The 13,477-nt window shown below is 62.7% G+C and carries 12 protein-coding genes and 1 other RNA gene; 8 read left to right on the top strand and 5 right to left on the bottom strand.

The window, feature by feature from the left end:
* Positions 1-104: 104 nt before the first annotated feature.
* The 4 genes from ssrA to ompA form a co-directional block, all read right to left on the bottom strand.
* Positions 105-464: a transfer-messenger RNA gene (ssrA, locus tag AC3FKG_RS25480) on the bottom strand.
* A 78-nt stretch (positions 465-542) separates the two neighbouring features.
* Positions 543-1,208, bottom strand: coding sequence for a phosphoglycolate phosphatase (gph, locus tag AC3FKG_RS25475; protein ID WP_488744442.1), 666 nt, complete (start codon positions 1,206-1,208; stop codon positions 543-545).
* A complete protein-coding gene (gene ubiG, locus AC3FKG_RS25470; protein WP_483710724.1) occupies positions 1,205-1,954 on the bottom strand; it encodes a bifunctional 2-polyprenyl-6-hydroxyphenol methylase/3-demethylubiquinol 3-O-methyltransferase UbiG in 750 nt (249 codons plus the stop codon). The genes gph and ubiG overlap by 4 nt, the downstream gene beginning before the upstream one ends.
* Positions 1,955-2,074: 120 nt before the next feature.
* Positions 2,075-2,731 carry an outer membrane protein OmpA gene (gene ompA, locus AC3FKG_RS25465; RefSeq protein WP_211947270.1) on the bottom strand — a complete coding sequence of 219 codons (657 nt, stop codon included), beginning with the start codon at positions 2,729-2,731 and terminating at the stop codon, positions 2,075-2,077.
* A 437-nt stretch (positions 2,732-3,168) separates the two neighbouring features.
* Here ompA and gyrA point away from each other — a divergent pair, with 437 nt between their 5' ends.
* The 7 genes from gyrA (at position 3,169) to aroA (ending at position 12,460) form a co-directional block, all read left to right on the top strand.
* The gene (gene gyrA / locus AC3FKG_RS25460) at positions 3,169-5,838 is read left to right on the top strand and encodes a DNA gyrase subunit A (protein WP_483710725.1); all 2,670 of its coding nucleotides are present in this window, start codon (positions 3,169-3,171) and stop codon (positions 5,836-5,838) included.
* Positions 5,839-5,920: 82 nt separating this feature from the next.
* The gene (locus AC3FKG_RS25455; protein ID WP_276099751.1) at positions 5,921-6,484 is read left to right on the top strand and encodes a DUF2059 domain-containing protein; all 564 of its coding nucleotides are present in this window, start codon (positions 5,921-5,923) and stop codon (positions 6,482-6,484) included.
* 116 nt (positions 6,485-6,600) lie between these two features.
* On the top strand, positions 6,601-7,752 hold the full coding sequence (serC, locus tag AC3FKG_RS25450) for a 3-phosphoserine/phosphohydroxythreonine transaminase (protein ID WP_488744441.1): 1,152 nt from the start codon (positions 6,601-6,603) through the stop codon (positions 7,750-7,752).
* Positions 7,753-7,847: 95 nt separating this feature from the next.
* The gene (gene pheA, locus AC3FKG_RS25445) at positions 7,848-8,996 is read left to right on the top strand and encodes a prephenate dehydratase (RefSeq protein WP_483729992.1); all 1,149 of its coding nucleotides are present in this window, start codon (positions 7,848-7,850) and stop codon (positions 8,994-8,996) included.
* Between the two features lie 18 nt (positions 8,997-9,014).
* A complete protein-coding gene (gene hisC / locus AC3FKG_RS25440; RefSeq protein WP_488744440.1) occupies positions 9,015-10,145 on the top strand; it encodes a histidinol-phosphate transaminase in 1,131 nt (376 codons plus the stop codon).
* 75 nt (positions 10,146-10,220) lie between these two features.
* Positions 10,221-11,117 carry a prephenate dehydrogenase gene (locus AC3FKG_RS25435; protein ID WP_488744439.1) on the top strand — a complete coding sequence of 299 codons (897 nt, stop codon included), beginning with the start codon at positions 10,221-10,223 and terminating at the stop codon, positions 11,115-11,117.
* A gap of 38 nt (positions 11,118-11,155) precedes the next feature.
* A complete protein-coding gene (aroA, locus tag AC3FKG_RS25430) occupies positions 11,156-12,460 on the top strand; it encodes a 3-phosphoshikimate 1-carboxyvinyltransferase (protein WP_488744438.1) in 1,305 nt (434 codons plus the stop codon).
* Here the strand turns inward: aroA and AC3FKG_RS25425 are convergent.
* A complete protein-coding gene (locus AC3FKG_RS25425; protein ID WP_488744437.1) occupies positions 12,450-12,662 on the bottom strand; it encodes a DUF2061 domain-containing protein in 213 nt (70 codons plus the stop codon). The two genes, aroA and AC3FKG_RS25425, sit on opposite strands and share 11 nt — an antisense overlap.
* A gap of 132 nt (positions 12,663-12,794) precedes the next feature.
* Here AC3FKG_RS25425 and cmk point away from each other — a divergent pair, with 132 nt between their 5' ends.
* On the top strand, positions 12,795-13,460 hold the full coding sequence (gene cmk / locus AC3FKG_RS25420) for a (d)CMP kinase (protein ID WP_483710732.1): 666 nt from the start codon (positions 12,795-12,797) through the stop codon (positions 13,458-13,460).
* Positions 13,461-13,477: the final 17 nt, after the last annotated feature.

Genomic DNA, 13,477 nt, shown 5'->3' with positions numbered 1-13,477 from the left:
AACGCTTGAGAACGTCTGATAACAGCTATCAGCCGCTAAGCCAGTGTTTTCAAGGCATCCCGGCATGTGCCGATAACGCCTGAAAACACTGGAAAAGGGTGTATTGGTGGAGCCGGCGGGAATCGAACCCGCGTCCGCAAGCCCTCCACAGAGAGTTCTACATACTTAGTTCTGTCATTTGATTTAACCGTACCATCGCGGACGAACACGCTCTGTTACGGCGAGTCACTTGGTTTTCGTCCCTGCAGTCGTGACACCGACGGGGCTTATCTGACGTAAATGACCTCGCTGGTTCTTGCGAACCCTAGCCCGTCAGCGAGCCAGTGCGAGGACGGCGGCCCTTAGGCTGCCAGTGCGTAACGTTCGTCGTTAGCAGTTATTACATTCCCATTGATTAACGAGGTGACGGGTCCTCGGTATGCCCTCCACTGCTTCGCAACCCACGTCGAAACCAGGTCGGCCCCAGTGATCAGAAAACGGATTGTACCCGGTTTGGACGGATGTTGCCGCGCCGGGTTCCGTTTTTGCTTGCGAACGCCAGCTTAGGCCGGCATGAGCAGCGGAATCAACTCCGCAGGATGCCGCACCAGGTAGTCGGCGCCCCAGCTTTCCGGCGGTTCGCCTTCGCCACAGTATCCATACGCGGCGGTGATGGTGACCATACCGGCTGCCTTGCCGGCCTGGATATCGCGCAAGTCGTCGCCCACATAGACGCATCGTTGCGGTGCCACGCCGCTCACTTCGGCGGCGTGCAACAGTGGCGCGGGATGAGGTTTCGCGTATGGCGTCGTGTCGCCGCTGACCACGGCAGAGGCCCTCGGCGCGAGCCCGATGGCGGCCACGAGTGGAACTGTGAATCTCGCGATCTTGTTGGTGACGATGCCCCAGCGGATGCCGGCAGCCTCGAGCGCGGCCAACACCTGGGGCATGCCGTCGAACAGGCGGGTATGAACGGCAATGTCGGCTTCGTAATAATCGAGGAACAGGTCGCGCAGGGCAGGGAAGTCAGGGTCTTCGGGCTGCTTGCCGAACGCTGCACCGAGCAGTCCGCGGGCGCCATGCGAGGCGACCGGCCGCAACTTCTCGTACGCGACGGGGGGGCGTCCCTGCTCCACTACCAGGCGATTGGCGGCAGCGGCCAGGTCGGGTGCGGTATCGGCCAGCGTGCCGTCCAGATCGAAAAATACGGCGTCAATCCTGGTCCTCATTCGCCCACCCGGCGGAAAGCCATCATGTAATTCACGTCCGTATCCCGGCCCAGCGAATAGATCTGCGAGAGCGGGTTGTAAGTCATGCCGCGTACCTCGAGCAGCTCCAGCCCGGTATTGCGCGCAAATCGAGCGAGTTCGGAGGGCGTAATAAACTTTTCATAATCGTGCGTGCCGCGCGGCAGCATCTGCAGGATGTACTCGGCTCCCACGATGGCCATCAGGTAGGCCTTCAGATTGCGATTGATCGTGGACACGAAAACATAACCGCCGGGACGAACCAGCGTTGTGCAAGCCTGGATGATGGAGGCGGGGTCCGGCACATGTTCCAGCATCTCCATGCAAGTCACGACATCCACGCTTCCCGGCTCACGGGCCGCGAGCGCTTCGGCGGCGATTTCCTCGTAGGTAATGGCAACGCCGGACTCCAGGCTATGCAGGTCAGCGACGCGCAGAGCTTTGCTTGACAGGTCAATGCCGCGCACCTGGGCCCCCAGCCGTGCCATGCTTTCAGACAGGATGCCCCCACCGCAGCCAATATCGACCACCTTCTTGCCGGCCAGTCCGGCGATCCCGTCGATCCAGCCCAGGCGCAACGGGTTCAGGTCGTGCAGCGGCTTGAATTCGCTGTTGGGATCCCACCAGCGATGGGCCAGTTCGCTGAATTTGTCGATTTCCTTGGGGTCGGCGTTTCGGCCGGCGGTATTGCCAGCCGAGGGCGGCAGGGTTTGCGTAGGCGACGTCATGGTGTGCGGTGCTGGCTCGGCGCCATGTGCGCGAGCCGGCAGATAGAAGGAAGTCTGGCCAACTGTACCAAAAAAAAAGCCCAGCTTGCGCTGGGCTTTTCTGCATCGGAAAAGTTCCGATTAACGTGCGCTGCGGGTGCCGACCACTTCGACTTCCACGCGACGGTTCGGTTGCTGGCAGGCGATCTGGGCCTTGCGAGTGCCCTTGCACGACTTTGCGTCGACCTTCAGCTGACGCTTGCCCTTGCCTTCGGTGTACACGCGGTTGGCTTCAACGCCCTTGCTCACCAGGTAAGCCTTGACCGATTCAGCACGACGGATCGACAGGCGATCGTTGTACTTGTCCGAGCCGAACGAGTCGGTGTGGCCAACGGCGATGATGACTTCCAGGGTAATGCCTTGCAGCTTCGAGACCAGGTCGTCCAGCTTGGCCTTGCCTTCCGGCTTCAGGACAGCCTTGTCGAAGTCGAACAGGGTGTCAGCAGCGAAAGTGACCTTCTCGCTGGAAACAACCGGAGGAGCAACCGGTGCCGGTGCCGGTGCCGGTGCTGCGGCCGGGGCCAGGGCGCCGTCGCACAGGGCATTGGCGGTAGCCGGGGTCCAGGAGCTGTCGCGCCAGCAGAGCTCGTTCGTGCCATTCTTCCACACGTACTCGCTCGTACCGTTGCCCCAGTTGTCATTCACGGCCTTCTTTTCATAGGGGACGGACTGGGCTTGAGCGGATGCAGCCATTACTGCGGTAGCTGCAACGAGCGCGAGCTTGGCAAATTTTTTCATATTTCTCCTCTCAGGATGAGATCACCGCAGGGTTACTGCGAGCAAATGGACGAAAACAAGTCATACATTCTTCGGAGTATAACATTCTCGATGTGGTGTATGCTCCACTTCGAACAACGTCTGGCTCTTCGCTGGGGAATTGTGCCACAAGGCTCGTTTCCTAAGAAGTAAATATATTCGATTCAATCAACGGGTTTTGGCCCCTGTGGTGTTTGTGCAACATGGCTCTTGAACTACCCGGAAAGCCTTGTGGCATCAGGCTTTGCGGGTTTCAAGTCGAGCGCGCCGGAGGCCTGGACAGGGGCGGCGGAGGGGGGCGGAGGCGGGTTCGCGCGCATGTTAGAATGGCACGTTGGCCAGCCGCCGGATGCCTCGCGCATAGGGGCGGAAAACACCGGCCTCCTTTCGCTTAAACCCGCCGCATAAACCACGCCGCAATGGATCCATTCGCAAAAGAAACCCTTCCGGTCTCCCTCGAAGAGGAAATGCGCCGCTCGTATCTGGATTACGCAATGAGCGTGATCGTGGGCCGGGCGCTTCCCGATGTACGAGATGGCTTGAAGCCGGTTCACAGGCGCGTGCTCTATGCGATGCATGAGCTCAACAACGACTGGAACCGGGCGTACAAGAAATCGGCCCGTATCGTCGGCGATGTGATTGGTAAGTACCACCCACACGGCGACACTGCTGTATACGACACAATCGTCCGCATGGCGCAGAATTTCTCGCTGCGCTACATGCTGGTCGATGGCCAGGGGAATTTCGGCTCGGTGGACGGGGATAACGCGGCCGCCATGCGTTATACCGAAATCCGCCTCTCGAAAATCGCCCACGAGATGCTTCACGATATCGACAAGGAAACAGTCGATTTCGATCCGAACTATGACGGTTCGGAAAAAGAGCCGGCTATTCTCCCGGCGCGAATTCCGAATCTGCTTATCAATGGTTCGTCGGGTATTGCGGTCGGCATGGCCACCAATATCCCGCCACATAACCTGAATGAAATTGTCGACGGCTGTCTTCACCTGCTGCGTAATCCGCAGGCGACAATCGACGAGCTGATTGAATTGATTCCCGCGCCCGATTTCCCGACCGCCGGCATTATCTACGGCATCCAGGGCGTGCGCGAGGGTTATCGCACCGGACGTGGCCGTGTCGTCATGCGTGCCCGCACGCACTTCGAAGACATTGACCGCGGCCAGCGCCAGGCCATCATCGTCGACGAGCTGCCGTACCAGGTGAACAAGCGCACGCTGCTGGAGCGTATCGCCGAACTGGTCACCGACAAGAAGGTCGAGGGCATCTCGGACATCCGTGACGAGTCGGACAAGTCCGGCATGCGCGTGGTGATCGAACTCAAGCGCAATGAAGTGCCTGAGGTCGTCCTCAACAACCTATATAAGAACACCCAGCTCCAGGACACCTTCGGCATGAACATGGTGGCCCTGGTCGACCGCCAGCCGCGCCTGCTCAACCTGAAGCAGATGCTGGAGTACTTCCTGCAGCATCGCAGGGAGGTGGTGACCCGCCGCACGGTGTTCGAGCTGCGCAAGGCGCGCGAGCGCGGCCATGTGCTGGAAGGCCTGGCCGTCGCGCTGGCCAATATCGACGAGTTCATCGCCATCATCAAGGCGGCGCCGACGCCGCCGATCGCGAAGCAGGAACTGATGACGAAGTCCTGGGATTCCGGCCTGGTGCGCGAGATGCTTTCACGTGCCGAATCCGACACCCCGGGGGGTCGGGCCTCCTACCGCCCGGATGGCCTGCCAGCCGTGTTTGGCATGCAGTCCGACGGCCTGTACCGGCTTTCGGACTCGCAGGCGCAGGAAATTCTGCAGATGCGCCTGCAGCGCCTCACGGGCCTGGAACAGGACAAGATCGTCCAGGAATATCGCGAAGTGATGGCGATCATCGCCGATCTGCTCGATATCCTGGCCCGTCCGGAGCGCATCACCACCATCATCTCCGACGAACTGACCGCTATCCGCGCGGAATTCGGAGACGATCGCCGTTCGCAAATCGAGTTGAACGCGACCGAGCTGGATACCGAGGACCTGATCACTCCGCAAGACATGGTGGTCACGCTGTCCCACAGTGGCTATATGAAGAGTCAGCCGATTTCCGAGTACCGCGCGCAGAAGCGCGGTGGTCGCGGCAAGCTGGCGACGGCCACCAAGGAAGACGACTGGATCGACACGTTGTTCGTGGCCAATACCCACGACTACATCCTGTGCTTCTCGAACCGCGGCCGCCTGTACTGGCTGAAAGTCTACGAAGTGCCGCAAGGTTCGCGTAACTCGCGCGGCCGGCCGATCGTCAATATGTTCCCGCTGTCGGATGGCGAGAAGATCAACGTCATTCTGCCGGTGCGCCAGTTCGACGCCGAGCACTTCATCTTCATGGCGACTGCCCGCGGCACGGTCAAGAAGACGGCGCTGACGGAGTTCTCCAACCCGCGCAAGGCCGGCATCATTGCCGTCGACCTCGATGATGGTGACTACCTCATCGGTGCCGCGGTCACGGATGGCCAGCACGACGTGATGCTGTTCTCGGATGCCGGCAAGGCCGTGCGCTTTGACGAGAACGACGTGCGTCCGATGGGTCGCCAGGCCCGTGGCGTGCGAGGCATGAACCTCGACGAAAGCCAGACGGTCATCGCCATGCTGGTAGCTCCGGCGGAGACGGCCGAGGGCGTCGACACGGCGGAGCAAACCGAGGCCAACGCGCCGGGCAGCGTGCTCACCGCCACGGAGAACGGCTACGGCAAGCGTACGCCGATCACTGAGTACACTCGACACGGGCGCGGCACCAAGGGCATGATTGCGATCCAGACGAGCGAGCGCAATGGCCGTGTGGTGGCTGCTGCACTGGTTTCGCCCGAAGACGAGATCATGCTGATCACCACCGGTGGGGTGTTGATCCGTACACGCGTGGCGGAAATCCGCGAGATGGGCCGTGCCACGCAAGGCGTTACGCTGATCAACGTCGACGAAGGTACCAAATTGTCGGGACTTCAGCGCATTGTGGAAAGCGATGCCGATACCGGCGCCGGCTCGGAAGAGGCGGAAGAAGCCGACGGTCCCACGGACGCCGACGCCAATTCGTAAGTTGTTGCAACAATAGGACACCGGCCGGAACTCGCCAGATGGCGGGCCGGACTAAAACGGACATATTTTCCAGGGAGTCACAATGCTCAAAACCTACCGACGTATCGCTGTTCTGGCTGCTTTTGTTCCTACGTTCATGGTGGCGCAACATGCCCACGCCCAGGACGCGGACAAGACCGCAGCCATCAAGGAACTGCTTTCCGTCATGCAGGCTGACCAGGCTGTGAAGGGCCAGGCTGACAACTGGCAGCAAGGCGCCAAGCAGGAAGCTCCGCTGGTGCTGGAGCAGGTGCTGGTCGAGAACAAGACGCTGAGCGACAAGCAGAAGCAAGCCGCTGTCGAGAAGCTGAAGAAGAACGGTGCCGTACAGCGCATGGTCGACGGCGCCGGCACGGCGTTCAACACCGACGGCTTCCGCAAGGATGCTATCCAGGCGCACTATGACGCCTTCGGCAAGTACTACAGCACCCAGGAAATCAAGGACCTGACCACGTTCCTGAAGTCGCCTACCGGCCAGAAGTTCATGGCGAACCAGGGCAAGGCGACCCAGGAGATCTGGGGTTCGATGATGCAGAAGTACGGTCCGCAAGTCGGCAAGTCGATGCGCGACGCCGCCGAAAAGGAAATCTCGGCTGCCGCGAAGTAATCGCCGGCCTGGCAGGGCGCTGGTCCGGCGCCCGCCCCGCATCGCCCTACGGGATGCGGGTTTGAGGGATAATGGCTGCTTGGGTTACACCGGCAGCCATTTTTCTTTTCCAGTCCATGAACGATCCACAGACTCCCGCTCTCGCTGGCTTGCAGCGCGCATTGGCCGAACGTGTCTTCAACTTCTCGCCGGGCCCGGCAGCCCTGCCTGCCGAAGTGCTGCAACAGGCCGCCGAGGAAATGCTGTCGTGGCATGGGACGGGCGTGTCGGTCATGGAAATGAGCCATCGCAGCAAGGAGTTCGAGGGCATTCTGGCCGAGACCCTGGCGGATCTGCGCGAACTTCTTCACATTCCCAAGAACTTCCGCATCCTGTTCCTGCAAGGCGGCGCCATCGGCGAGAACGCAATCGTGCCGCTGAACCTGATGCGCCTGCGCAATGCGGAGCAACCCAAGGCGGATTTCGTGCTGACCGGCGCGTGGTCGGTCAAGACCGAGCAAGAGACCCGGCGCTATGGCGAAGTCAATATCGCCGCGTCGAGCGCGGACCGCAAGTTCACCAATATCCCCGCAGTAGCCGACTGGAAGCTGTCGGACGAGGCGGCCTACGTGCACCTCTGCACCAATGAAACCATCGGTGGCGTGGAGTTCCACGAAATCCCGGATATCGGGCAGGACAAGGGCCGCGTCGTGGTCGCGGACGCCTCGAGCCATATCCTCTCGCGTCCGGTGGACTGGTCGCGCGTGCAGGTCATGTATGGCGGCGCGCAGAAGAACATTGGTCCCGCGGGGGTGACCATCGTGATCGTGCGCGAGGACCTGCTGGGCCACGCTCACCCGCTGTGCCCGTCGGCGTTCAACTGGCGCGTGGTGGCGGAGCATGACTCCATGTACAACACGCCGCCGACTTATGCGATCTACATTGCGGGCCTGGTGTTCAAGTGGCTGAAGCGCCAGGGCGGCGTGCCGGCGATCGAGCAGCGCAATATCGCGAAGGCCAAGGCGCTGTATGACTTCCTCGACCAGAGCGATTTTTATCGCAACGACATCGATCCTCACTGCCGTTCGCGCATGAACGTGCCGTTCCTCCTCGCTGACGAAACCCGCAACGAGGCGTTCCTGCAGCAGGCCCGCGCCAACGGCCTGCTGCAACTCAAGGGCCACAAGTCCGTGGGCGGCATGCGCGCCAGCATCTACAACGCCATGCCGATCGAAGGCGTTTATGCCCTGATCGATTTCATGCGCGAGTTCGAACGCGCCGCTGCCTGAAGGCGCCGCGTCGGCCGGCCGCGTGCCATCGGTGCGCGCGGCGTTGTTTTATTCTCAGGCCCTCCCGCGCGGAGCGGCCCAACGGGTTCCTGCAAATGACAAGCGAAGACAAAAACACCGCGCGCGAGGAGACGCCGCAGAGCGGTGCTTCCCCGAGCGAGGCGGAGCGCGCGCTCGGCGCTGAACTGGCCCCCCTGCGCGAGCAGATCGACACCGTGGACCGCGAACTGCTGGCCATGCTGAACCGGCGCGCGCAGCTCGCGCTGGATGTCGGCGAGGTGAAGAAGAAGTACGGCGCGCCGGTGTTCCGCCCGGAACGCGAACTGCAGGTCGTGCGCAAGGTGCAGGCCGCCAATCCCGGGCCGCTGCTGGGCGAAAGTGTCGCGTCGATCTGGCGCGAGGTGATGTCGGCTTGCCGCGGGCTGGAAAAGCCGTTGGAAATTGCCTTCCTGGGCCCGGCCGGTACGTTCTCCGAACAGGCTCTCTATGCCCACTTCGGCCATGAAGTATCCGGCGTGCCATGCCCGAGCATCGACGAGGTGTTCCGCGCGGTGGAGGCGGGGACCGTCGAGTACGGCGTGGTGCCGGTCGAGAACTCCACCGAAGGCGCGGTGTCGCGCACGCTGGACCTGTTCCTGCAGACTTCGCTGAAGATCAGCGGCGAGATCGCGCTGAAGGTGCACCACAACCTGATGGCGTCTTCGCCCGACATGAAGGGCGTCAAGGTCGTGCGCGCGCATGCGCAGGCTTTGGCGCAGTGCCAGCATTGGCTGACCGCGAACTATCCGCATCTGGAGCGCCAGGCGGTATCGAGCAATGCCGAGGCCGCGCGCATGGCGAGCGAAGATCCGACCGTCGCGGCGATTGCCGGCGAAACGGCGGCCAACCGCTATCACCTCCATGTCATCCGACCGCATATCCAGGACGATCCGCATAACCGCACGCGCTTTGCCGTGATCGGACGGTACGAGACCGAGCCGTCGGGCAGCGACCAGACCTCGATGATCCTGTCGGTGCCCAACAAGGCCGGCGCGGTCTATCAGCTGCTTGCGCCGCTGGCGGAGAACGGCGTGTCGATGTGCCGTTTCGAGTCGCGTCCTGCGCGCAGTGGTGCCTGGGAGTACTACTTCTACGTCGATGTCGAAGGTCACCAGCATGAACCGGCGGTCGCACGCGCGATCGAGACGCTGCGGCGCAATGCCGCCTACCTGAAGGTGCTGGGGTCGTACCCGTCCAGCAAGTAAGCGCGGCAAGGAGACAAGATGGCAGAGCAAGGCAACCAGGGCGGCAAATTGACGTTTGGCCCGGATTACGTCAGGGCAATCTCGCCCTATGTGGCGGGCAAGCCGATTTCCGAGGTGGCGCGCGAGTTCGGGCTGAACGAGGCCAGCATCGTCAAGCTGGCCTCGAACGAGAATCCGCTGGGCATGCCGGAATCCGCAAGGCACGCGGTGGCCGCGGCGGTGGCCGAGCTTGGGCGCTATCCCGACTCGAACGGCTTCGAGCTCAAGGCAGCGCTTTCCGCGAAGCTCGGCGTGCCGCAGGACTGGATCACGCTGGGCAATGGCAGCAACGACATCCTTGAGCTGGCCGCGCACGCGCTGGTCACGCCGGGACAGTCGGTGGTGTATGCCGAGTACTCGTTCGCGGTCTATGCGCTGGCAACCCAGGAAATAGGCGCGCGCGCGATCGTGGTGAAGGCGCGCGATTACGGCCATGATCTCGATGCCATGGCAGCGGCAATCACTGCCGATACCCGCCTGGTGTTCGTCGCCAACCCGAACAATCCGACCGGAACGTTCGCGCCTGCAGCGGCGCTGGAAGCATTCCTGGCCAAGGTGCCCGCCCATGTGGCCGTGGTGCTGGACGAGGCGTACAACGAATACCTCGACGATGACCAGCAATATGACTCGGTGGCGTGGGTGCACCGCTATCCAAACCTGCTGGTGTCACGCACATTCTCGAAGGCATATGGACTCGCCGGCCTGCGCATCGGTTATGCGGTAGCGCAGCCCGAGCTGACGGATCTGCTGAACCGTATCCGCCAGCCGTTCAACGTCAATAGCGTGGCCCAGGCCGCGGCGGTTGCGGCGCTGGGCGACACGGCATTCCTGCAGCGCAGCGCCGAGCTGAACCGTGCCGGCAAGGCGCAACTTGTCGACGCGTTTTCGCGCCTTGGACTTGAGTCCGTCGCTTCGTCCGGCAACTTCGTGCTGGTGCGCGTGGGCGAAGACGATGACGCCGGCGCGCGTGTCAACCTGGCATTGCTCAGGCAGGGCGTGATTGTCCGTCCTGTAGGCAACTACGGCTTGCCGCGCTGGCTGCGTGTCACGATCGGCTTGCCTGATGAGAACGCTGCATTTATCGCGGCGCTGGAGCGCGCGCTGAAGTAAGCTGCGCGACGACATGCATCCCAGTTTCCGCTATTTTCAAATTCGCTGTATTGCCCGCCCCCGAGGGCTGAGATTGTGAGCGCTCTGCATTTTCCCCGTGTTGTGATTGTTGGTGTCGGCCTGATCGGCGGTTCGCTCGCGCTTGCGCTCAAGCGCGCCGGTGTGGTCGGCAAGGTAATAGGCGTGGGCCGCTCGCCGGCCTCGCTGCAGAAGGCGCTGGACCTCGGTGTCATCGACGAAGCCGCTTCGCTGGAAGACGCAGCACGCGACGCCAGCGTGATCGTGCTGTGCGCGCCGGTGGCGCAGAATTTCGCGCTGCTGCACGCGCTGGAGCCGCACCTGCAGCCGGGCACCATCGTGACCGATGCGGGCAGCACCAAGTCCGATGTGATCATGGCGGCCAAGACGGCGCTTGGCGACAAGGCGGCCCAGTTTGTCCCGGCGCATCCGATTGCGGGTCGCGAGCTGAATGGCGTGGAAGCCGCGCTCGCCGACCTCTATGTCGGCAAGAAAACCGTGGTATGCCCGCTGCAGGAAAACGCGCGAGCCGATGTCGCCGCGGTGCGCGCGATGTGGGAAAGCGCCGGTGCCGAGTGCCACATCCTGTCGGCGGTGCAGCACGACGCGGTCTTTGCCGCCGTCAGCCATTTGCCACACGTGCTGTCGTACGCGCTGGTCGCGCAGGTCGGCAATGCCGAGGACGCTGCGCTCAAGCTCGCGTTCGCCGGTGGCGGCTTCCGCGACTTCACGCGCATTGCCGCGTCGTCGCCGGAAATGTGGCGCGATATCTGCGTGGCCAATCGCGAGGCACTGCTGCGCGAGCTGAATACCTACCAGTCGGTGCTGACGCATCTCAGGACGCAGATCGAGAAGGGCGACGGCGCGGCGCTGGAGCGCATTTTTGCGCGCGCGAGCAAGACTCGCCAGCAATGGGGCGCGGACCGCGAGGCCGCGGCCAACATTGAACCCTGAATCGGCGCAGCCGTGATGCGCGCCCTAGTGTGAAGACCATGGAACACCTGACGATTGGCCCTCTTACCCGCGCCGCGGGCACCGTCCGTTTGCCGGGCTCGAAGAGCATTTCAAACCGCGTGCTGCTGCTGGCAGCGCTGGCCGGCGGCGAGACGCGCGTGCGCGACCTGCTCGACTCGGACGACACGCGCGTCATGCTGCAGGCGCTGAAGACGCTCGGCGTCGCGTGGCGCCAGGAAGGCAGCGACTATATCGTCACCGGCTCGGGCGGCAGTTTTCCCGTCAAGGCGGCGGAGCTGTTCATGGGCAATGCCGGCACCGCGATTCGTCCGCTGACCGCTGCGCTGGCGCTGCAGGGCGGCGACTACAAGCTGTCGGGCGTGCCGCGCATGCACGAACGGCCTATCGGTGATCTTGTCGACGGCCTGCGCCAGGTTGGCGCGGACATCGGCTACCCCGGCACTGACGGCTTTCCGCCCTTGCATATCCGCGCCGCGCAGATCCGCATCGATGCGCCGATCCGCGTGCGCGGCGACGTGTCGAGCCAGTTCCTGACGGCCTTGCTGATGACCTTGCCCATGGCACAGGCGGCCACTGGCAGGATCGAGATCGAAGTGATCGGCGAACTGATCTCCAAGCCGTATATCGAGATCACGCTGAACCTGCTCTCGCGTTTTGGCATCGATGTCGAGCGGCAAGGCTGGGAGCGGTTCATTGTTCCCGCTGGTGCGGTCTACCGTTCGCCGGGAGAGATCTTTGTCGAGGGCGATGCGTCGTCCGCGTCCTATTTTCTTGCGGCCGGCGCGATCGGCGGCGGTCCCGTGCGGGTGGAAGGCGTGGGCATGGCGAGCATCCAGGGCGATGTGCGCTTTGCCGAGGCGCTGAACCGGATGGGCGCCAACGTCATGGCGGGCGATAACTGGATCGAAGTTCGCGGCACCGAACGCGACGACGGGCGCCTGAACGGTATCGAACTGGACTGCAATCATATTCCCGACGCCGCCATGACCCTGGCGGTGGCCGCGCTGTTCGCCGAAGGCACGACAACGCTCACCAATATCGCCAGCTGGCGGGTGAAGGAAACCGATCGCATCACGGCCATGGCGACCGAGTTGCGCAAGCTCGGAGCCCAGGTCGAGGAGGGCGCGGATTACCTGAAGGTGGTACCGCCCGCACAGTGGCAGACCCCGGCCGATGGCATTGGCACCTATGATGACCATCGCATGGCCATGTGTTTCTCGCTGGCCGCATTCGGCCCGCTGCCGGTCCGCATCAACGAGCCCGGCTGCGTGGCCAAGACGTTTCCGGACTATTTCGCGGTATTCGGCGCCATCACGCGCTAAGCGCCGTGGTGCCCGTTTGCGCCGGTTCGTGCCGGCGCTCCCGCCGTGCCCAGTAGCGGTCGAAGAAGTAGTGCGCCACAGTATTGATGGCGGGCTCGATAAAGGTGACCGCGCCGCTGACGGCCAGGCTCCCCGTCAGCGTGTAGGTCACGCTGAAGGCGGTACCGAGGTGCATGATGCCGAACGTCAGGGTCTTGGCCATGGTAGATTGCCTCGCGCATGAAGAGAGGGAATAACCGGAACGAGCGGGACGCTGCGTCCTGGTAGGATGAATCAAATGATAATGATTCTCAATTGATTTTCAAATCGAAGTTTTCTGTCGGCATCATCAGCAATGACTATCGTTCACGTCATCACCATTGACGGTCCAACCGCCTCCGGCAAGGGCACTGTGGCGCACAAGGTGGCCGATGCGGTCGGCTACCACCTGCTCGACAGCGGCGCGTTGTACCGCCTGGTGGCGCTTGCCAGCGACCGCGAGGGCGTGGACATCGGTGATGTCGATGCCCTTGCAAGAACCGCCTCCCGCCTCGATGTGAAGTTCGGACCGGACCGCGTCTGGCTGTCCGGAGAGGAGGTAAGCCTGGCGATCCGTGCCGAGGCGATCGGCAACCGGGCCTCGGCCCTGGCTGTGCATCAGCCGGTACGCGACGCGCTGACCAAGCTGCAGCGCGATTTCCGCAAGCTGCCGGGGCTGGTCGCCGACGGGCGCGACATGGGCACGGTGATCTTCCCCGATGCCCAGCTCAAGGTATTCCTGACGGCAAGTGTTGAGGCGCGCGCTCGCAGGCGCTATAAACAATTGATTGATAAGGGAATTTCTGCTAATATCGAAGACCTTTTGCGTGACCTGGAGTCGCGCGACGCGCGGGATCGAAACCGTGCCGCCGCGCCGCTGCGTCCCGCCGAGGATGCGAACCTGCTCGATACCTCCGACATGACGGTGGATCAGGCAGTGGCGCAGGTGCTGGAGTGGTTCGCCGCTGTGCGCAAACACTGACTTTCGTCAGGCGTACC

The organism is Cupriavidus sp. 22TCCZM04-2 (genome assembly GCF_057798895.1).
This window is presented reverse-complemented; position numbering and strand designations above follow the sequence as displayed.